This is a genomic window from Fodinicola acaciae (assembly GCF_010993745.1).
GTDB lineage: Bacteria > Actinomycetota > Actinomycetes > Mycobacteriales > HKI-0501 > Fodinicola > Fodinicola acaciae.
In genome coordinates, this window is record NZ_WOTN01000003.1 from 20,606 (window position 1) to 40,808 (window position 20,203).

The 20,203-nt window shown below is 68.6% G+C and carries 8 protein-coding genes; 2 read left to right on the forward strand and 6 right to left on the reverse strand.

The features are described from left to right. Positions 1–23 precede the first annotated feature (23 nt). Both GNX95_RS26465 and GNX95_RS26470 read left to right on the forward strand, forming a co-directional pair. Positions 24–1,112, forward strand: a complete 1,089-nt coding sequence (locus GNX95_RS26465; RefSeq protein ID WP_163510261.1) for an FAD-dependent monooxygenase — start codon at positions 24–26, stop codon at positions 1,110–1,112. A 208-nt stretch (positions 1,113–1,320) separates the two neighbouring features. Further along, a complete protein-coding gene (locus GNX95_RS26470; RefSeq protein ID WP_222853966.1) occupies positions 1,321–2,457 on the forward strand; it encodes a thiamine pyrophosphate-dependent enzyme in 1,137 nt (378 codons plus the stop codon). 600 nt (positions 2,458–3,057) lie between these two features. Here the strand turns inward: GNX95_RS26470 and truB are convergent. The 6 genes from truB to GNX95_RS26500 are packed head-to-tail and all read right to left on the reverse strand — an operon-like array spanning position 3,058 to position 20,203. Beyond that, entirely contained in the window at positions 3,058–3,957 is a 900-nt protein-coding gene (gene truB / locus GNX95_RS26475) for a tRNA pseudouridine(55) synthase TruB (protein WP_281356963.1), read from the reverse strand. A gap of 25 nt (positions 3,958–3,982) precedes the next feature. After that, positions 3,983–5,311, reverse strand: coding sequence for an MFS transporter (locus GNX95_RS43405; protein WP_163510263.1), 1,329 nt, complete (start codon positions 5,309–5,311; stop codon positions 3,983–3,985). Then, positions 5,308–9,426, reverse strand: coding sequence for a type I polyketide synthase (locus tag GNX95_RS26485; protein ID WP_163510264.1), 4,119 nt, complete (start codon positions 9,424–9,426; stop codon positions 5,308–5,310). Before GNX95_RS26485 ends, GNX95_RS43405 begins: the two co-directional genes overlap by 4 nt. Continuing rightward, positions 9,423–13,586, reverse strand: coding sequence for a MupA/Atu3671 family FMN-dependent luciferase-like monooxygenase (locus tag GNX95_RS26490; protein ID WP_163510265.1), 4,164 nt, complete (start codon positions 13,584–13,586; stop codon positions 9,423–9,425). Before GNX95_RS26490 ends, GNX95_RS26485 begins: the two co-directional genes overlap by 4 nt. Continuing rightward, a complete protein-coding gene (locus tag GNX95_RS26495) occupies positions 13,583–19,384 on the reverse strand; it encodes a non-ribosomal peptide synthetase (protein ID WP_163510266.1) in 5,802 nt (1,933 codons plus the stop codon). Before GNX95_RS26495 ends, GNX95_RS26490 begins: the two co-directional genes overlap by 4 nt. Beyond that, positions 19,385–20,203 (reverse strand): DUF5829 family protein, encoded by an 819-nt coding sequence (locus GNX95_RS26500; protein ID WP_163510267.1) that lies wholly within the window; start codon positions 20,201–20,203, stop codon positions 19,385–19,387.

Here is a 20,203-nt window from a genome sequence, read left to right on the forward strand (position 1 = left end):
CTGAGTGCGGATACGCTGTCGACATGCGTACGGTGCTGATCAGCGGAGCCGGCATCGCCGGTTCGACGCTGGCTTACTGGCTGGCGCGCCACGGCTTCCGGCCGACCGTGGTGGAGCGCGCGGCGGGGCTGCGCTCCAGCGGCAACCCGGTGGACGTGCACGGCCCGGCCACCGAGATCGCGCGGCGGATGGGGATCCTGCCGCGGCTGCGCGAGGCCGCGACGCGGGCACCCGAGCTGGCGTTCGTCACCGCGTCGGGACGCCGGATCGGACCGCTGCGGCTCGGCCGGCCGAGCGGTGACGACGTGGAGGTGCCACGAGCCGACCTCGCGACGATCCTGACCGAGGCAGCCCGCGACGACACCGAGCTGATCTTCGGCGACCGGATCACCACCCTGCGGCAGGACGACCACGGTGTCGACGTGACCTTCGAGCGAGCCGCGCCGCGCCGGTTTGACCTGGTCGTCGGGGCGGACGGCCTGCACTCGGCCGTACGAGCGCTGGCCTTCGGGCCGGAGGAGCGGTTTGTCCGCCACCTCGGCCTCTACATCGCCACGCTGTCCTTCGGCCGGCCGGCGGCCGACCCGTCGGCCGTGGTGATGTACAACCGGCCGGGCCGGTCGCTGGCGGTCCACCCCGTACGCGGCAACGCCGGTGCCGGTTTCATCTTCCGCGGTCCGGCCGTCGACGGCCGCGACCCGCGGCAGGTCGTGGTCGACGCGTACGCGACCGAGGACTGGCGGGTGCCCGAGCTGCCGGACCTGACCGCGCAGGTGCGCGCCGCCGACGACCTCTACTTCGACTCGGTCAGTCAGGTGCGGCTGCCGGCCTGGTCGCGCGGCCGCGTGACGCTGATCGGCGACGCGGCGTCGTGCGTGTCGTTGTTCGGCGACGGCTCCAGCCTGGCGATGGTCGGTGCGACCACCCTCGCCGAGGCGTTGGCCAGCAACGAGGTCGGCACGGCTCTGCGCGCGTACGAGGCGAAACACCGCCGGCTGGCCAGCTCCCGTCAGCGCGGCTTCCGGATCGCCGCTGGCCTGCTCGTCCCGAAGACCTCCGGTGGCCTGGCGTTTCGCAATCTGGTCACCAGCGCGCTGCGGTCGCGTTCCTAACCGTCGTTCAGGCCCAGCGGGTCAGCCAGAATCGGCCGCGGCTTTTTGTAGAAACACGCAACTGCGCCGACATTGGCCGCTGGCTAGCGTCGAACCTAAGATGAGCGACAACGTCCAGATGGTGAGCGCAGCACCCCATGGCCACAAGCCGGCGGGGTGTCGTCCACCCCGGAACGCGGCCAGCACCCCGGTCGCGGGAGGAGCAGCCGTGTCCATCTCTTTCGACGTTCCCGTGTCAGCGACGCATCCGATCGACTCGCTGAACGAATGGATCACCCTCGGTCACGCCGCCGACGCACCGGCGATGGTGGCCGCGGATGGCACGCTCACCGGAGCTGCCGCTCATCTGCTCACTCCCGACCCGGCGCTCGCGCGTACGGTCTATCGCGACATGGTGCTGGCCCGCCGGCTCGACCACGAGGCGACCGCGCTGCAGCGGCAGGGCGAGCTGTGCATGTGGATCCCCAGCCTCGGCCAGGAAGGCGCGCAGGCCGGCGCGATCCGGGCCGTACGCGACACCGACATGGTCTTCCCGACCTACCGCGAGCACACCGCGGCGATCGCCCGGTCCGTGCCGGTGTCGGAGTTTCTGCACATGTTCCGCGGCGTCGGGCACGCCGGCTGGGACTCGCACAAGCACCGCTTCCAGATCTACACGGTGGTGCTGTCGGCGCAGCTGCTGCACGCGGTCGGCTATGGCATGGGCATCCAGCGCGACGGCGCCGACGAGGTGGTGCTGGCCTGCATCGGCGATGGCGCGACCAGCCAGGGCGACGCCAACGAGGCTTTCGTGTGGGCCGCCGCGCAGTCCGCGCCGGTAGTGTTTTTCGTGCAGAACAACCAATACGCGATCTCCGTGCCGGTGCGTTCGCAGTCCACGCAACCACTCGCGCGGCGCGCCGACGGCTTCGGCTTCCCCGGCCTCCGCGTCGACGGCAACGACCCACTGGCCGTACACTCCGCCGTCAGCGCCGCCGTCGAGTGCGCGCGTACGGGCGCCGGACCGGTGCTGGTCGAGGCCGTCACGTATCGCCTCGGCCCGCACACCACCGCCGACGACCCCCGCCGCTATCGCGACTCCTCCGAGGAATCGGTGTGGGCCGGGCGCGACCCGTTGGCGCGTACGCGCACGTTCCTGCTCAACCAGGGCTGGGCCGACGAGGCATGGTTGTCCACTGTGGACACTGACGCGGACGACTTTTCTGCCGAGATCCGATCCGCCTGCCTCGGCCTGCCAGATCCGTCCGCCGACAACATCTTCTCGCACGTGTTCGTCGAGGAAACGCCGGACCTGATTCGTCAGCGCAAGGACTTCGCCGCATACCAGGCAGGTTTCGCGGACTGAGCCGCTGCGGTGCCCCGGTGTCCGCTAGGTAGCGAGATGGTCCACCATGTGAGATCCATGAACATGGGTAGCGCTAAATGTCCCCCTTGTGAAGTTCGCAGATGGTGTGCATCTCGAGTTACTAGCGCTGGACGCAAGAAACAAGGCTTTCACGCGTCCGCGATCGCCTGAGGCTGTGACGGGTGTGGCTACTGAGGCTGATAATGCTGTTGTGACTGCGCCTTTGCAATAAATGTCCGGTTTGATGTCTTGTTAAGTCACCCGCCACAGCACGATCGTTTGGCGCCCACGCCGACGGGTTGCTTCCCACACGTGACCTGGCGTGCCCGGAAAACCCAGCCCCGCCCACAACCGCCGCCCGCACCGCTCATGCACACCGATTGGCGTTCCCGCGCCCCTCCCTTGAGGTCGCCCTCCGCGCAGGAGCGCCCGCCGCGCAGGCGAAAACCCAACCACCCACCCACGGAACAACCAAGAGACCCGGCCACTTTCCCAACGCAACAAAGGGAAGACGCAACCACCTCCTCGACGCAACAAGGGACGACGCACCACTTCGCCACTCAGCACACAGAAACCCACCCACCAAGACAGGCATTACCATTACACGGTTTCAGCGAACACTGCGACCGGTCGCGCCTTGCCACCCTTATCCTGCACCAGGGCCAAAAACCGCCCGTCCGGCCCGAACACGGCGACCGGCTCGGCCCCACCGGACGCGGTCAGGAAGCGACCATGCAGCACGTGCTCAGCGTCCTCCGCGTCCAGATCACGTCGTACGAACGTCTGCGCGGCCGCGTCGGCGAGCGGCACGGACACCGGATTTTCGCCTGCCTCAAGAAGATCGTCCAACGGCACGGCCTGTTTCAGGGTGAAAGCACCCACGGCCGTACGTCGCAATGCCGTCAAATGGCCGCCGACTCCCAGCGCGGCTCCGAGATCGCGCGCCAGCGCACGGATGTACGTGCCCGACGAGCAGCGAACGCTGACGTCCAGGTCAAAACACGATCCGACCACACGCGATGCCAGCAGCTCGAACGAAAACACCGTCACGGGCCGAGCCGGCAGTGACACGTCCTCACCGGAGCGGACGCGCGCGTACGACCGCTGGCCGTCGATCTTGATGGCGCTCACCGCCGACGGCACCTGCATGATGTCACCGGTCAGCACCGACATCTGGGCTCGTACGGCGTCCAACGAGGCACCGGAGGCGTCGGCCGAGGTGACGACCTCACCCTCGGCGTCGTCGGTGATCGTCGACTCGCCGAGCCGGATGGTCGCGTCGTACGCCTTCTCCGTCAGGGTCAGATGGCCGAGCAGCCGGGTCGCCTTCTCCACGCCGAGCACGAGTACGCCGGTCGCCATCGGGTCGAGCGTGCCGGCGTGACCGACGCGGCGCGTGTGCGCCAGCCGGCGGATCCGGCTCACCACGTCGTGCGAGGTCATCCCGCCAGGCTTGTCGACGATGACGAGCCCGCCCGGGCCCGCTGGTTGTTTGGCCACAGCACCGCAGTCAACCACACCGCGGTCAGCCGGTGCCGGTCTCGTCCGGGAGGTCGGTCTCCAGGTGGGTGAGCCGGCGCGAAGAGACGCCCCAGATCGCGACGGCGACGCAGGCCAGCCCGAAGACGACGAACTCCAGGCCGATCCCCCGACCATGTCCGGCGCCCAGAATCTGGCCGACGGTGCCGGCCAGCGGCCCGCCGGTGCGCATCAGCGGTTCGAACACATAGTCGGCCAGCGGACCCGAGGCGAGAAATCCGACCGGCGCGGTAGCCGTCGCGACGGTACGCCGTAACGCGAAAATCCGGCCCTGCACCTGCGGTGCCACCTTCAGCTGCCAGATCGCCTGGCTGCAGCCGTTGAGAACCGGTACGGCAAAGGAAAAACAGAAGAGTGCGACGGCGACCAACACGGGCGCGGGCCGCAGACCCGCGACGAGCGACGAAAGACCGAGGACAGCGCCGGCGCCGATCACACCGTAGACCTTCGTTTTGGGCCCACCCCACACACTCATCACCACACCGCCGGCGATCAGCCCGGCGGCGCTGGCCGACATGATGGCCGCCAGCACGCCACCGGTCGCGAACGATGCCACCAACGGCACCGCGAGCACCAGCGGAAATACCACGAAAAGGTTGTTCACCAGGAAAAACAGCAGGAGCCGGACGAGCCCCGGCCGGTCGGTCAGATATGTCCAGCCCTCCCGGATGTCGGCGCGGATCGACGACTTCTTCGGGTTTTTGCGTTCCGGCGTCACGATCCGTACGACCAGCAGCGCGGCGATCGCGATGAGGAACGAGGTCATGTCACTGAGCAGCACGCCGGCAAGCGCGAACAGTCCGACCAGCAGCGTCGCCAGCGACGGTGCGATCGTTTTGGCCACCGCGCTGGAAAGTTCGACCATGCCGGCCGCGCGGGCCATGTGCTTTTTCGGCACGGTCAGCGGCGGCAGTGTGGCGAAGGCCGGCCAGTGCAGCGCGTTGGCGACCGCGACCAGGCCGATCGTTGGATAGATGAACCACAGTTGGAAATGGCCGGTCAACACCAGCAACGCGAGCGTACCGACCGCCGCGGCGGCGAGCGCGTTCGCGCCGATGAGCGTCCGCCGGCGGTCCCACCTGTCCACGTACGCACCCATGATCGGTGCCAGCAGCACGATCGGAAGCTGCGCGAACACCATGATCAGGGTGAACGCGGTCGCCGAGCCGGTCCGCTGATAGGCCCACACACCGAGCGCGTACGCGGTCAGCTCCGACCCGATCAGCGACACGAACTGACCGGCCCAGATCGTCAGGAAAACCGGGAACCTCTTGGTGTCGACCTGCGCCGGAGCGGCCGCGGTGTCAGCCGTCATGGTGTGTCATCCGATCGGTTCGGCGGCGGCAGCCAGCCGCGGCGGGTGAAATAGTCCAGGACAGTACGGAAATAGCGGTCGTCCAGCACCGGCCTCGGCAGCTCGCCGGCCAGCGCCGCGTCGACGTTCTCGGTGCCGAAACGCGGCATCCGCCGGTCGCCGGTCGCCGCGGACAGGTTGCCGGCCAGTGGCTCCAGCGCGTTGTCGTCGCCGGCTTCCAGCCGCTGCGCCAACATCTGCCGCCACTCGTCGAACGGCACACTGCGCACCGGATAGCCGGCGGCACGCACGTGGTCGAAAAGCTCGTTCCACGGCAACGGTCGCGGATCCAGTGGATGGAAGGTGGCGCCGTTTGCTGGCGTACGCAGCGAAATCGCGACGATGACCCTGGCAACGTCATCGACGGAGGCCACCGACTGGGGATAGTGGCGCAGCGGCGCGAGGCCCAGCCGGACGCATCCGGTCACCATCGCGGTCATGTAGTCGTCCACATTGGACACTCCGGTGCGGCTGTCCCCCAGCACGACGCCGGGACGATAGACCGATGCCGGCACACCGCGCTCGGCCGCGATGCGCACCAGTTTTTCGGCGACCCACTTGCTTTCGCTGTACGCCGTGTCGTGCCCGACCGGCGGCGGCAGCGGCCCGTCCTCGGACAGTTCATCGGCGCCACCGACGACTCCGCCCGCGAGCACCGCGAGTGTCGACACGTGATGCACCGGGGTGCCGTGTTTGGCCGCCATCCGCAGGATTTCCTGCGTGCCGAGCACGTTGGCGGCCTTCAACGCACGATACGGTCGTACGAAGTTCACCCAGGCACCGCAGTGATAGATCGCGTCGACACGCCTGCCCAACGCGTCATAAGCCTCAGTCGGCAATCCAAACGCCGGCACAGCCAGATCACCGGGGACCGCCACGATCCGGTCGGCATCGGGCACCGGGAGCCCGGAGTCGGCCAACCGCGCCAAAATCCGCTCGTGGCCGGCGGCCGCGTCCGGTGCGCGTACGAGGCAGTGCACGACAGCGTCGGTCTGTGCCAGCAACTCGGCGCAGAGAAAAGTGCCGAGAAATCCGGTCGCGCCGGTCAGCAAAACCGCACCGGGTGGTCCGCTACGCACCGGCGCGGCCGGCACTATCGACGGATCGAGGACGGCCTCGGCGACGAGATCGACGGCCGGGCGCGGCTCGGCCTCGCCAGCCGATCGCCGGGCCAGCAGACCGCCGAGTTCGGCGACCGTGGGATGCGCGAACACGTCGCGTACAGTCAACGACCAGCCCTCGTCCGCACGCAGTCGCTTGACAAACTGCGCCGCCAGCAGGGAATGTCCACCCAACGCGGCGAAATCGTCATAGCGGTCGAGTTTTTCCTGTCCCAGCAGCTCCTGCCACAGCCGAGCGACGGCAGTCTCGTGGCGACCGACGGGTGGCTCGTACTCGTCACCAGCCTCGGCGGGCTCGTCCACGACCTCGTCGTCAGCAGGTGCGGAAGCGACCAGCCGGCCGGGTGGGATCCAGTGCCGGCGGCGTTGAAACGCGTAGGTCGGCAGCGGTACGCGGCGCGGCAGCGGATCACCGTGCACAGCCTCCCAGTCCGGTTCGACGCCGGCCTGCCAGAGCCGGCCGAGCGATCCGAGCAGGAATTTCAACGCCGGCTGGGGATCGGTGGCGCGCGGCAGGGACGCGACCGCCACCGGCGGCGGCGCCAACCGCTGCGCACCGATCAGCGAGGTCAGCGTCTGTCCCGGTCCGACCTCGAGCATCACCGCACCCGGTGTCCGCGTCGCTTCCCTGACACAGTCGGCAAAACGTACGGGCTGCCGCAGATGCCCGGCCCAGTACGCCGGAGAGGTCGCTTCCTCGGCCGTCAGCCAGCGGCCGGTAACACCGGACAGCACCGGAACGGCCGGCGCTGCCAGCGCGTACTTTCCCACTGCCGCCTCGAAATCGGCGAGATAGGGCTCGACCATCCACGAGTGGCTGGCCACGTCGATGTGCACGAGCCGGCTGTCGACGCCGTCGGCTGCCAGCTTGCCGGCGAGTCGCTCGATGTCCAGCCGCGGGCCGGAAACCAGCGTCAGCTCCGGGGCGTTCACCGCCGCGACCGACAACCGGTCGTCCAGCCGGGATCGCAGCTGCGCCTCGGAAAGCGCAACGGACAGCATGCGGCCGGCCGGCATCGCGGCGAACAGTTCGCCGCGCCGCACGGTCAGGTCCAATGCGTCCGGCAGCCGGAAAACACCGGCCAGGCAGGCCGCCGCGTACTCGCCGAGGCTGTGACCGAGCAGCGCGGCCGGCTCGATCCCCCACGACATCCACAGCTTCGCGAGGGCGTACTCGACGGCGAAGATCCCGGCGAGGACGACCGGCGGGTCGTCCCGCAGCACGGCCGAGAACGCCGATGGGAAAAGGAATCCGCGGATGTCGGCGCCGAGCATCGGCCGCAACAACTCGGCGCATCGGTCCACCTCGGACGCGAAAACCGGTTGATGCCGATAGATCTCCCACGCCATGTCCGGATGTTGGCTGCCACCACCGGGGAAACAGAAAACGACCCGACTGCGGTCGGACGGCACGACCCGCGGTCTTCCCAGTGACCGCAACAGATCCGCGGCCTCGACTGCGTCGCCGGCCACGACGTAGGCACGCCGGTCGAACCCACGCCGGCCGACCTGCAGTGTGTACGCGGTGTCCCGCAGGTCCGCCACGGCGTCGGCCAGCCGGCTCGCCGACGCGGTGACGGATGCGTTGGTGCGCGCGGAAATCGGCAGCAGCTGCCACGGCTGCTCGGCTGGCCGCCTGACCTGGGCCGGCGGCGCCTCCTCAAGGACGACGTGGGCGTTCGTGCCACCGACGCCGAAAGAACTGACGCCGGCGCGGCGGGCCGCGTCACCGGCGGGCCAGGCGAGCGCCGAGGTCGGCACGTAGAACGGCGACTCGTCCAGGTTGAGCTGCGGATTGGGCGATCGGAAGTTGACCACCGGTGGCAGTGTCTTGTTGCGCAGAGCCAAAACCGCTCGCAACAGGCCGGCCACCCCGGCGGCGGCGTCAAGGTGTCCGATGTTCGCCTTGACCGAGCCGAGCGCACAGAAACCGCGCCGGTCGGTAGAAACCCGGAACGCGTCGGTGAGCGCGGCCACCTCGATCGGGTCTCCCATCGGCGTGGCCGTGCCGTGCGCCTCCAGGTATCCGATGCTGTCGGCCGAGACTCCGGCGACCGCCTGCGCGGTCGCGATGACCTCGGCCTGCGCGCGGACGTTCGGCGCGGTGAAGCTGACCTTTGCGGCTCCGTCGTTGTTGATCGCCGTGCCGCGGATGACCGCGCGGATGTCGTCGCGATCGGCGATCGCGTCCGACAGCCGCCGTAACATCACCACCGCACAACCAAAGCCCGGCACGGTGCCACCGGCATGCGCGTCGAACGGCCGGCAATGGCCGTCCGGCGCCAACAAACCACCATCCACCTTCGGATATCCGCTTTTCAGCGGCACATTGACGGCCACCCCACCGACCAGGGCGGCATCGCATTCGTAGTTCAGCAGGGCCTGGCAGGCAAGGTGGGTCGCCACCAGCGACGTCGAGCACGCGGTCTGCACGGTCACCGCCGGTCCGCGCAGGTCGAACAGATATGCCACCCGGCCGGCCAGGAAGTCCTTGTCGTTGTAGTTGCGCGCGAAGTACGCGGCCGCCGAGCTCATGAACCGCTCGTTGGTGTAGAGGTTGATCGGCAGGTATTTGTTCATGAAGCTGCCGGCGTAAACGCCGATAGCGCCGTCGAACCGCGCCGGGTCGTGGCCGGCATCCTCCAAAGCTTCCCAGGCACACTCCAGAAACAGCCGGTGCTGGGGATCCAGCAGCGCGGCCTCGCTAGGGCTGAAGCCGAAAAACTCCGCGTCGAACAGGTCGGCACCATCGACGGCCCCGCTGACCGGCACGAAGTCCGGATCGGCGACCATCCGTGGGTCGACGCCCGCCGCGACCAACTCGGCCGGGTCGAACCGCGAGATCGACTCGACGCCGTCACGCAGGTTTTCCCAGAACTGTCGCACTGTCGCCGCACCGGGGACCCGGGCGGCGGTGCCGATCACCGCGATCGGTTCGAGCTGGTCGTCGCTCACGGCAACTCCCGCGCTGAGGCGCGTGCCGCGTTGCGCCGCGCCGCGCCGGCACGCACCGCGGCGTTTCGGCGATCCGACTCGACGCGAAGGGCCGGCGCCGAGGATCCGAGAGCGGCGGCCAGCGCGCGTACCGTCGGATAGCGGAAAATGTCGACCAACGAGACCGCCAGCCCGTGCTGCTCCACCAGCCGCGCGCGCACCCGCACGGCCAGCAGCGAATTTCCACCGATATCGAAGAAACTGTCGGCGCCGCCGACGTGGTCGACACCGAGTACGTCGCACCAGACGGCGGCGACCAGCCGCTCGCGCTCGCTTTCCGGCTCGACCGGGCTCGTGCGCGCGACCTGCTTGCGATCTGGCAACGCACCCCGGTCCAGCTTGCCGTTCGGCGTACGCGGCAACTGGTCCAGCCGGACATAGCGCGACGGCACCATCGCGGCCGGCAGAAACGCGGTCAGATGCGTACGCAGCTCGTCCGGCTCCGCCGCTCCCACATACCACACCACCAGCTGCTCACCGCGGATTCCCGCCGCACCGGCCGAAATCGCCGGATGCGCCTGGAGCGCGGCCTCGATTTCGCCGAGCTCGATGCGATATCCGTGCAACTTCACCTGATCGTCAAGGCGGCCCAGAAACTCCAGCTCGCCGTCGTGCCACCGCACCCGGTCGCCGGTGCGATACAACCGTCCACCCGGTTCGCCGGAAAACGGATCGGGGACGAACCGGGAAGCGGTCAGGCCGGGCTGGCCACGATAGCCGGCCGCCACGTACGGGCCACCGATCAGCAGCTCACCTGGCGCCCCGGTCGGCACCAGGCGCAGCCGGGAATCGACCACATAGGTGGAAACTCCGGCGAGCGGCCGGCCGATAGCGGCGGAGCTGCCGGTGGTGGCCCAGATGGTGGCCTCGGTCGGGCCGTACATGTTGTGCACCGATCCGTCCACTGTGGACACCAGCGCGTCGGCAAGGTCGGCCGGCAGCGCCTCGCCACCGACCAGCAACCGTTGCAGCGGTCGCAAAGCCACTGCGGTCCGTGGATCGGCGCAGAGCATCCGGGCCAGCGTCGGCGTACATTGCAGGTGCGTCACCCGATGGCGGCCCAGCTGGTCCGACACCGGCTCCTCGGTGCGTTGCGCCAGCAGTGCCGGCACCTCGGCGAGGCTTTCCAGGCCGGCAAGCACATCATCCGCGGCCAAGCCGAAATCGATCAGGCAGGCGACCTCGTCGACGCCGATCGCCGCGAGTCCCGCCACCGTGTCGGCGACCTTTTCCGGCGTACCGATCAACGCGGCGGTCTCGGTGAAACGGCCCACCGCACGGTCGACCAGCGCGTCCAGCTCGGCGGCCGGCAACGACCGCAGATCCCCCTGCGCGCCGGAAAATCCCGACAGCAGGTCCCACGACGTCCTCAGGTAGTCGGCGAGCGGTCCACGCGCTTTCTGCGTCGACGGGCCGACGAACGTGTGCACCATGACGGCGACGCGGCCCTCGCCGGGATGTCCCGCCCCGGCCCACGCCTTGCGATAGATCTCGATCTTGTCCGCAAGCTCGTCGATTCCGTGCCCGAGCAGGTGGGTGAGCAGCCCGGCGCCGAGCTCGCCGGCGAGCCTGAAGGTGTCCGGATGCCGCGCACTGGTCACCCACACCGGCAGCTCCGGCTGCACCGGACGCGGATACGTGCCAACCTCGGTGTCACCCCGCCGGACCGTTTCGCCGCGCCAAAGCCTGCGGACCTCCTCGATGCCGCGCAGCATGACGTCCTTGCGGTCCTCGTACGCATCCGGCGCGAGCACGAAGTCGCGCGGATTCCAGCCGGAGGCAAAGGAAATGCCGACCCGGCCACCGGACAGGTTGTCGACCAGCGACCATTCCTCGGCCACCCGCAACGGATCGTGCAGCGGCAGCACGACGCTGCCGGCGCGAATCGCGATGTTCTCCGTTATTCCCGCCAGCATGCCACCGATGACCGAAGGATTCGGGTAAAGACCGCCAAACCGATGGAAGTGGCGTTCCGGTGTCCACACCGCGGTGAATCCATTGCGGTCGGCGAACGTCGCGCCCTCGCGGAGCAGCCGGTAGGGATCGGGATCCGCGCTCGCACCGTCGGCGGCGTTGCCGAAGTAGAACAGGCTGAAGTCCACCGGCCGGACCGGCTCACGCTGGCCACGCGTTGGCTCGGTGGCACGTACGACCACCTCGAACCCGCGCGCCAACGTCCACAACAGCTCCAGAATCGAGATGTCGAAGGACATGCTGGTCAGGGCGAGCCACACGCCCGGGTCGTCGGCGCCGAGCAGATCGTCCATGCCAGCAGCGAAGGACGCCAGGTTTCGGTGCGTGACCGCCACGCCCTTCGGCCGGCCGGTCGAGCCGGAGGTGTAGATCAGGTAGGCCGCGTCGTCCAATGTGGACGGACGCGGTGTCGCCGACGTTTCGCCCGCATCGGCCACATCTATGACTGTCGCCAACCGCGCCGCGCGACGCAGCAGCCGGCCGCCGCTGACCACCAGCGGCACCGCGGCATCCTCGGCGACCATCGCCAGCCGGTCCGCCGGATATGCCGGATCCAGCGGCAGATACGCGGCCCCGGCTCTCAGTACGCCGAGCAGCGCGATCGGCAGATCGACAGAGCGGTCGAGCAGAATGCCGACAACCGTGCCGGGACCAGCGCCGGCGCCCGCCAACCGCCGCGCCAGCTTTTCCGCGGCACAGTCCAGTTCCGCGTACGTGAGCCGCCGATCCCCTGACGTCACCGCGAAAGCATCCGGCGTGGCCGCCGCCTGCCGCGCGATCTGGTCGTGAAGGGGGGCGAGCGGCCCGATCGGAGCACCCGTGCCGGCGGCAAGCAGGTCCGCGACTTCGGTGGCCGGCAACACCGGCAGCTCGCTCACCAAGGTGTCCGGCGCCGCGATCGCCGCAGTGACCACGGTGACATACTGTTCTGCCAGCCGTACGGCGGTTTCCCGGTCGAACAGGTCGGTGCTGAACTCCAGCCTGGCCCGGTCCGCGGCGATGCTCAGGCTCAGGTCGACCTTGGCCGTGCCGGAATCGCCCGCCCTGGCGCGTACGCGGCAGCCCGGCAACGACCACCCGGTCGAGTCGTCGTCGCGATAGCTGAACAACACGCCGAAAAGCGGGTTGCGAGACAGGTCCCGTCCAGGATGCAGCCGGTCCACCAACAGCTCGAACGGCACGTCGGCGTGCGCCAGGGCCTGCCGTACGAGGTCGCCGGTTTTCTGCACCAGATCGGCGAAAGTGCCGCCTTCGGTGGCCAACCGGAGCACGAGGGTGTTGGCGAAATATCCGATCAGCGGCTCGAACTCGACCCGGTCACGGTTGGCCACCGGCGTGCCGACCACGACCTCGTCGCCGCCGGTGTAGCGGCCGAGCAGGACCGCGAAGGCGGCAAGCAGAACGGTGAATCTGGTCGTGCCGGTCTGCCGGGCAATCGCGTCCACCGCCGGAATCTCGAAAGAGATGGCTTGGCCTCGATAGGTCGCGACGGGCGGGCGCGGCCGGTCGGTCGGCAGCGCCGGAATGTCCTCGACATTGTCCAGACGGCGCCGCCAGTAGCCGACCGACTGGTCGAATTCTCCCACCAGGCGCGCGAAATCGCCGTACTGGACCGCCAGCTCCGGCAGGGTCTCACCGCGATACAGCGCACTGATCTCCCGGCCAAGCACCTCCAACGACGGCCCGTCGCAGGCGATGTGGTGCACCGTCAACAAAAGGCGATGTCGTTGCGGCGCAAGCCGTAACAGGGTCGCTCGCAGCACCGGATCCTTTTCCAGGTCGAACGGCGATGCCGCGGCCTGTGTCGCATGTTCCTCGGCCGCCGACTCCGGCTGGCCGGACAGGTCGACCACCGGCAACTCGATCGGCTGGACGGCACGCACCACTTGTTCCGGCACACCGTCTTTGCCGCGATAGACCGTACGCAGGATGTCGTGCCGGGCGATGACGGCATTCAGCGCATCGGTCAGCGCGACGACATCCAGCGGCCCGTCGATCTGATAGTCCAGCGGCACGTTGTAGACCGCGGCTTCCGGCGCCAGCTGGTCCAGAAACCAGAGTCGTTGCTGCGGATAGGAAAGCGGATGAGTCGGCTCGGCCAACTGGGCCCGCAGGCGCGCGGCGAGCAGCTTTCTCCGGTCGCTCACAGCTGTTCCTCCCGCAGCAGTTCCTCGACCTGCTCGTCGGACAGTTCGTCGAGATTGTCGAGCAGATCCCGCAACTCCTGCCGATGTGGCGCCGGCGCCGCATCCCGCGTGGCCGATCCGACCGCGGTGGCCAGGTCGGCGATCCGTGGCCGGAGCAGGAACTCACCGAGCCGTACGCGGACGCCGAAAGCCGCGTTCACCTGTGCCACCAACCTGCTCGCCAGCAGCGAGTGACCGCCGGCGGCGTAGAAGTCGGTGAACACGCCGACGGTTTCGACGCCGAGCAAGGAAGCACACATGTCGGCGATCCGGCGCTCGGTTTCGGTGCGCGGTGCGGTCGCCTCGGCGATCCGCGCCGGTGGCGCGGCCGGCAGCGCTTGCCGGTCGACCTTGCCGTGCGGGGTCAGCGGCATGCTGTCCAGCCGTACTATCGCCGCCGGCACGAGGTAAACCGGCAGCCGTTGCACCAGAAACTCCCGCAGTCCGGCGGTTTCCTTGGCCACGACGTACGCGACCAGCCGGCGATCGCCGTCGCCATCCACCACCACTGCTGCCTCCGCGACGGCGGGGTGCTCGGTCAGCATCGCGGCGACCTCGCCCGGCTCGACCCGGAAACCGCGGATCTTCACCTGTTCGTCGACCCGGCCCAGAAATTCCAGCTCACCGTCGGACCGCCAGCGCACCAGATCGCCGGTGCGGTAGAGGCGGCCGCCGTCCGCGTACGGATCCGGTACGAACCGGTCCGCCGTCAACCCCGGTTTGCCGACATAACCGCGCGCGACACCGGGGCCGCCCACATACAGTTCCCCGGGAATTCCGCCGCCGACCGGCTTTCCGGCCCGGTCCATCACGTACGCGGTCGTGTTGGCGATCGGCGACCCGATCGGCACTGTCGTCACCCCGGCCGCGACCTCGTCGATGCGTGCCGCGTTCGTGCAGGTGGTCGCCTCGGTCGGACCGAAGTAGTTCACTATCCGATCGGGTTTGTGCTGCCGTGCCAGCAAAGTTCGCAACCGCTCCGGGCTGGCCGCCTCGCCACCGAACAGCACCGCGTGCATGCCGTCGAAAGCGTCGGGCGCGGTCGCGACCACCTCGTTGAAAAGCGCGGTCGTCAACAGCGTCGTCGTGACCGCCAGCCGACGCAGCTCGGCGGCGAACTCGGCTGGGCTCTGCACCACTTCGGGGTCGATCACGCACAGGCAGCCGCCGTGCAGCAATGGACTCCAGAACTCGAAGGTGCTGCCGTCGAAGGACGGGTCGAGAGCCTGCGAGATTCGTTGGTGCGGACCGAAATCGATGTAGTCCTGACCGAAGATCAGGCGCAGAACGGACCGCTGTTCGACCATCACCCCCTTCGGCCGGCCGGTCGAACCCGAGGTGTAGATGACGTACGCGAGACCGCGCGGATGCGCCACTGGGGCGATCGGCCGCAGCATTTCCGCGTCAGGAAAGACGATCGGCAGGCCGTCGACCTTCTTCGCCAACGTCCGGTCGGTGACCACGGCCCGTGCACCCGAGTCCGCCAGCATCCAGCGGATCCGGTCCGGTGGATTGGCCGGATTGATCGGCACGTACGCGCCGCCGGCTTTCAGCGCGCCGAGCAGGCCGACGACGAACTCCGGACCGGGTCGCAGCAGGACCGCCACTGGCATGTCGCGGCCCACACCGTAGGCCTGCAACTGGCTGGCGACTGCCTCCGAGCGCGCATCCAGCTCGGCATACGTGAGCTGCACCTGCCGATGCCGGACAGCGACCGCCGACGGGTTTTTGGCCACCTGCCGAGCAAATATCTCCGCGATGGTCGCGTCCTGCGGATACGGTTTGGCCGTACGGTTGACCGCCCGCACCAACCGCTCTTCGTCGTCCGCGGCGAGCATCGGCACCAGATCGACCGGCCGGTCGGGCTCGCTCAATGCCGCGCCGAGCAAGGCAAAGTAGTGATCGACCATCCGTCGCGCGGTCGCGCGATCGAACAGATCGGTGGCATATTCCCAAATCAGGGTGATGCCGTCCGCGCCGGCGGGGATCGCTACGACGTTGATGTCGGTCTTCGCCGAGCCGTTGTGCCGATATGTCAGCTCACCGGCCAGGCCGCCAAACCGCAGGTCGGGGATCGGCGAGTCGTGAAAGCTGAACATGACGCCGAAAAGCGGGTTGCGGGACGGGTCGCGGGCGATCTTCAACCGGTCGACCAGCCGGTCCAGCGGCAGGTCCTGCCAGGCATCCGCCTCGACCGTGACATCCCGGGCCCGGCGGGCCAGCTCGGCGATTCCGGCGGCACCGGCGACATCCAGTCGCAGCGGCAGGGTGTTGACCACCATGCCGAGCAGTTGTTCGGTCTCGGCCAACCGGCGGTTGGCGATGCCGGTGCCGACGACGACGTCGTCCTGTCCGGTGTATCGCTTCAGCAGTGCGGAGAAACCGGCCAGCATGACGCTGAAAAGCGTCACCTCGTTGGTGTGCGCGAACGTCCGTAGTCGCTTCACCAGCTCCGGCGGCACCGGCAGTTGGATGGCGTCACCACGGAAACTCTGCCGCGCCGGCCGGGGCCGGTCGGTCGGCAGCTCCAATGTCGCCGGCGCGCCGGCCAGTTTTCCGGCCCAGAAGCCAAGATGCCGCTCCAACACCTCGCCACGCATCCAGTCGCGTTGCCACGCGGTGAAATCGCCGTACTGGATCGTCGGCTCCGGCAGCGGGCTGGCCCGTCCACCCGCGTACGCCGGATAGATCGCGGTCAGCTCGCCAAGCAGCCGGGCCAGCGACCAGCCGTCGTGGACGAAGTGATGCTCGACCTGCACGAGCGTGTGATCGGTCTCGCCGTGTCTGAGCAGCGTCCATCTCGCCAGCGGCGGCTTGCTCAGGTCGAAGGAGGTCCGTACGGCGGCGGCGACGAGACTTTCCGACTCTGTCGCGCCGACCTCGATCACCGGCAGGTCGACCGGCAGCGGCGGCACGACCTGAGCCACGCCGACCCCGTCGACCTCCCGAAACCTCGTACGGAAGATTTCGTGCCGGCGAACGATCTCGGTCAGCGTCCGGCGCAGCGCATCGACGTCCAGCGCGCCGGTCAGCCGGATGGTGACCTGCGCGTTGTACGCGAGGTTTCCGGGCACCAACTGTTCCAGGAACCAGACTCGTTGCTGTGGCAGCGAAAGCGGCATCGGACCGGTGCGGTCGGTAGGCCGGATCGGCGGGATCGTGGGCCGGCCCGCCGCGGCAATCTCGGCGACCAGCCGCCCCACTGTCCTTGCCTCGAACACCGCTTTCGCCGGCAACTCCACGCCGAAGGCCGCGCGTACCCGCGACACCAGCCGAGCCACCGCGAGCGAGTTTCCGCCCAGATCGAAGAAGTCGTCGTCGACGCCGACCTTTTCCGCTCCGAGCAACGCCTTCCACACCTGGCAGAGCGTCTTTTCCGTCTCGGTACGCGGTGGCACGTACGGCGTGCTGCTGCGCGCATTCGGCATCGGCAGTGCGGCACGATCCAACTTTCCGTTGGTGGTGACCGGAAGCCGCTCCAGCAGGGTCCAGGCGGTTGGCACCAGGTGCGCCGGCAGTGTCTGCCTCAGCGCCGCGCGGACATCGGCGAGCAGCTGGTCGCCGCTGTGCCAGCCGGAGTCGTTTTCCCCGCTCTGCGGCAGTTCGGTGGCCGGGAGCCGGGTGGCGTAGACGTTGTGGAGGTCGGTGCCGGCCAGCTGAGGATCGCGTTTGGCGACAGTCCGATAGCCCTGTCTGGTCAGCAAATTCGTCACCGCGGCCAGCCGGCCGCCGGTGTCGTGCACCTCGACCACGAGTTGGTCGATCCGTGCGAAGTCGTCTTCTTTGAGACCGGCGAGCACATCCAGCTCGGCCTTCTCCACGTCGATCTTCAGCAGGTCAATATGCTCCACACCGCTGTCGGCGATGACGTCGCTCAATGTGCGCACGGCGCACTCGTAGGTCTCGGTCCGCAACCGGTCGGACAGCAGGTCGTCGATCACGCCGTCGGCCAGGTTTTCGGCCAACTGCCCGGAAACCAGCGAACGTACGACGCCGGCCTCGGCCCGCGGATCGGCATACCGGCCGGACAGCACGGTGGCGTGCGGATAGTAGGAGAACGTCGCGGTCCCGTCCACTTCTCCCAACGCGTACGGGAAAACCTCGGCGGTCACGCCGTGGACGGCCAGGTTGCGCCGCAGCAACTCGACCAGCGGTGGCATCGGCTCGAACGCGAAAATCCGGGCTCGCGGGCAGTTCTGCGCCACGAACAACGAAAACAGGCCCGCGTTGGCACCGACGTCGAACACACACGCGTCCTGCGGCAACCGGATGCCGCCGTCGGCGTACACCCGGTCGGTGAAGATCTCCTCGACCATGAAGTCGGCTTCGGCGCGGTTGGCGACGAAAGCCGTCATCCCACCCGGCAGCTCGACCCTGGTCTGTTCATCGTCAAAGGCGAGGAGACGACGGACCGCGGCCGCTCGCTCGCTGGATGGCACGACGTACGCCGCCAGCCGGTCCTCGCGCAGGACGACGGCCGCCTCGGCCACACCTGGATGGGCGAGCAGTGCTGCCTCCACCTCGCCGAGCTCGATCCGGAAGCCGTGCAGTTTCACCTGCTGGTCGGTCCGGCCAAGGTAGGCCAGCGTGCCGTCCGGCCGCCAGCGGACCAGGTCGCCGGTCGCGTACATCCGCTCGCCGGCCCGCGTCGGGTGGGGCCGAAAGCGATCGGCGGTCAACCCGGGGCGGTCGTGGTAGCCGCGGGCGAGTTGGGCGCCGGCCAGGAAAAGCTCGCCGGACTCGGCCGGCCGCAGGTCGTCGTCGAGGACGAGGACCTCGGTGTTCCACACCGGGCGGCCGATCGGCACCTCGACCGCGCCGCGTTCGTACGGCCACCACGTGACATCGATCGCGGCCTCGGTCGGACCGTAGAGATTGTCCGGTGATACCTGCAAAATCCGGTCGCAGTCGGCGGCCAGAGGGGCCGGCAACGCCTCGCCGCTGCACAGTACGCGGCGCAGGCCGCCACATCGACCGGCAGCCGGGTCATCCAGAAATGCCCGCAGCATCGACGGCACGAAATGGACGGTGGTGATGTCCTCGGCGACGATGGTTTCGGCCAGGTAGCGGGGATCCCGCTGTCCGCCGGGCCGGGCCAGCACCAGCCGCGCGCCGGCCATCAGTGGCCAGAGGAACTCCCAGACCGACACGTCGAAGCTCGCCGTCGTCTTCTGCAGCACGCGATCGCCGCTGTCCAGCCGAAAAGTCTCCTGCATCCAGCGCAGATGGCCGGCGATGGCGGCGTGCTCGACGACGACGCCCTTGGGCAGACCGGTCGAGCCGGACGTATAGATGACGTACGCGGCATCGCCGGGCCGCACCCGCACGAGCGGTTTTTCCTTGGACTGGCCGGAAATCGCCGGGTCGTCCGGACGTACGACGACAACGCCGTCGGCGGGCCGGTCACTGATCAGGATCCCGGCGCCGCAGTCGGCGAGCAGATAGCGGATCCGTTCGGCCGGATACTCCGGATCCACCGGCACGTACGCGGCACCGGCCGCGAGCACGCCGAGAATGGCCACCACCAGATCGAGCGAACGCGGCAACCGGATCGCCACGTATGCCTGCGGGCCAGCCCCCACCGCTCGCAGCTGGTGCGCGAGTTGGTTGACACGCACCGCAAGCGCAGCGTATGTCAGCTCGCCGTCCTCGCCGCGAACGGCGATCTCCTCCGGCCGGCCAGCGAGCAACCCCTCGAGCAGGGTCAGGCCGCGGACCTCCGGCCGGTCGGCACCGACCGCTGTGTGTTCGGTCGCCACCTAGTTTTCCCACCGATAGGGGCTAAACGACCACCCGTCCGGCCCGAGCGCGCAGCCGGCGCCGAGTGTCAACGGGTCACCCTTCCACGGCTGACGAAGCTCGGCACCCATCGCCACCACGCCTTCCGGTGCTCCGTCGTCGACCACGATCCGGATCGCCACGTCCGTGCCGGCCAAGACCTGCTCGCCGTTTTCCCGCGATGGCTGGAATCCGATCGTCTCGAGCGTGCCGATGATGCGCTTGGCGCGCTCGGCGCGGACCCGCAGGGTCACCGCGCCGATGTCGGCCAGCGCCTTGCCGGCCGAGTTTTCGGCCCCCAGCACGGCATCCAGATAGCCACGGCGGGTACGCCGGCCGTCCGCCTCCGGAAGCGCGCCGATATGTTCGTAGTAGACCGGTGAAACCGCGACGAACATCAGCGTCACCGGACTGTTCTCCCCCAGATTCGGCCGCACCAGCCGATACCACGGCAACGTGAGGTCACCTTCGACGGTGCGCTCGACGCGCCGCTGCTCAACCTCGGTCACGCCGGCGTCGAGCAGCCGCTGGTAAACGTCGTCCAGCGCGGCTTCCTGCTCGTACGAGAGCACGACACCACCGCTGATCCCCGGCAGTGGCGGCACCGCCGCGTCGAACAGTTCGAAAAGTGTGTTGGTGCCGGCGACGCAGACGCTGCCGTATTTGCCGCTGAGGTTGCTGCGCGCCTCCTTGACCTTGACCCGCGCGTAGTTTTCCCGCAGAAATGCGGAATCGCGGGCACGTTCGTACGTTTCGGTGTCCACCGTGACAAAGATGTGGTCGAGCAGTGCGTTGTCCAT

Excerpts from the sequence above, each read along its gene's own strand:
- GNX95_RS26500 (WP_163510267.1), bottom strand. The coding sequence starts at position 20,203 with ATGGACAACGCACTGCTCGACCACATCTTTGTCACGGTGGACACCGAA.
- GNX95_RS43405 (WP_163510263.1), bottom strand. The coding sequence starts at position 5,311 with ATGACGGCTGACACCGCGGCCGCTCCGGCGCAGGTCGACACCAAGAGG.
- GNX95_RS26465 (WP_163510261.1), top strand. The coding sequence starts at position 24 with ATGCGTACGGTGCTGATCAGCGGAGCCGGCATCGCCGGTTCGACGCTG.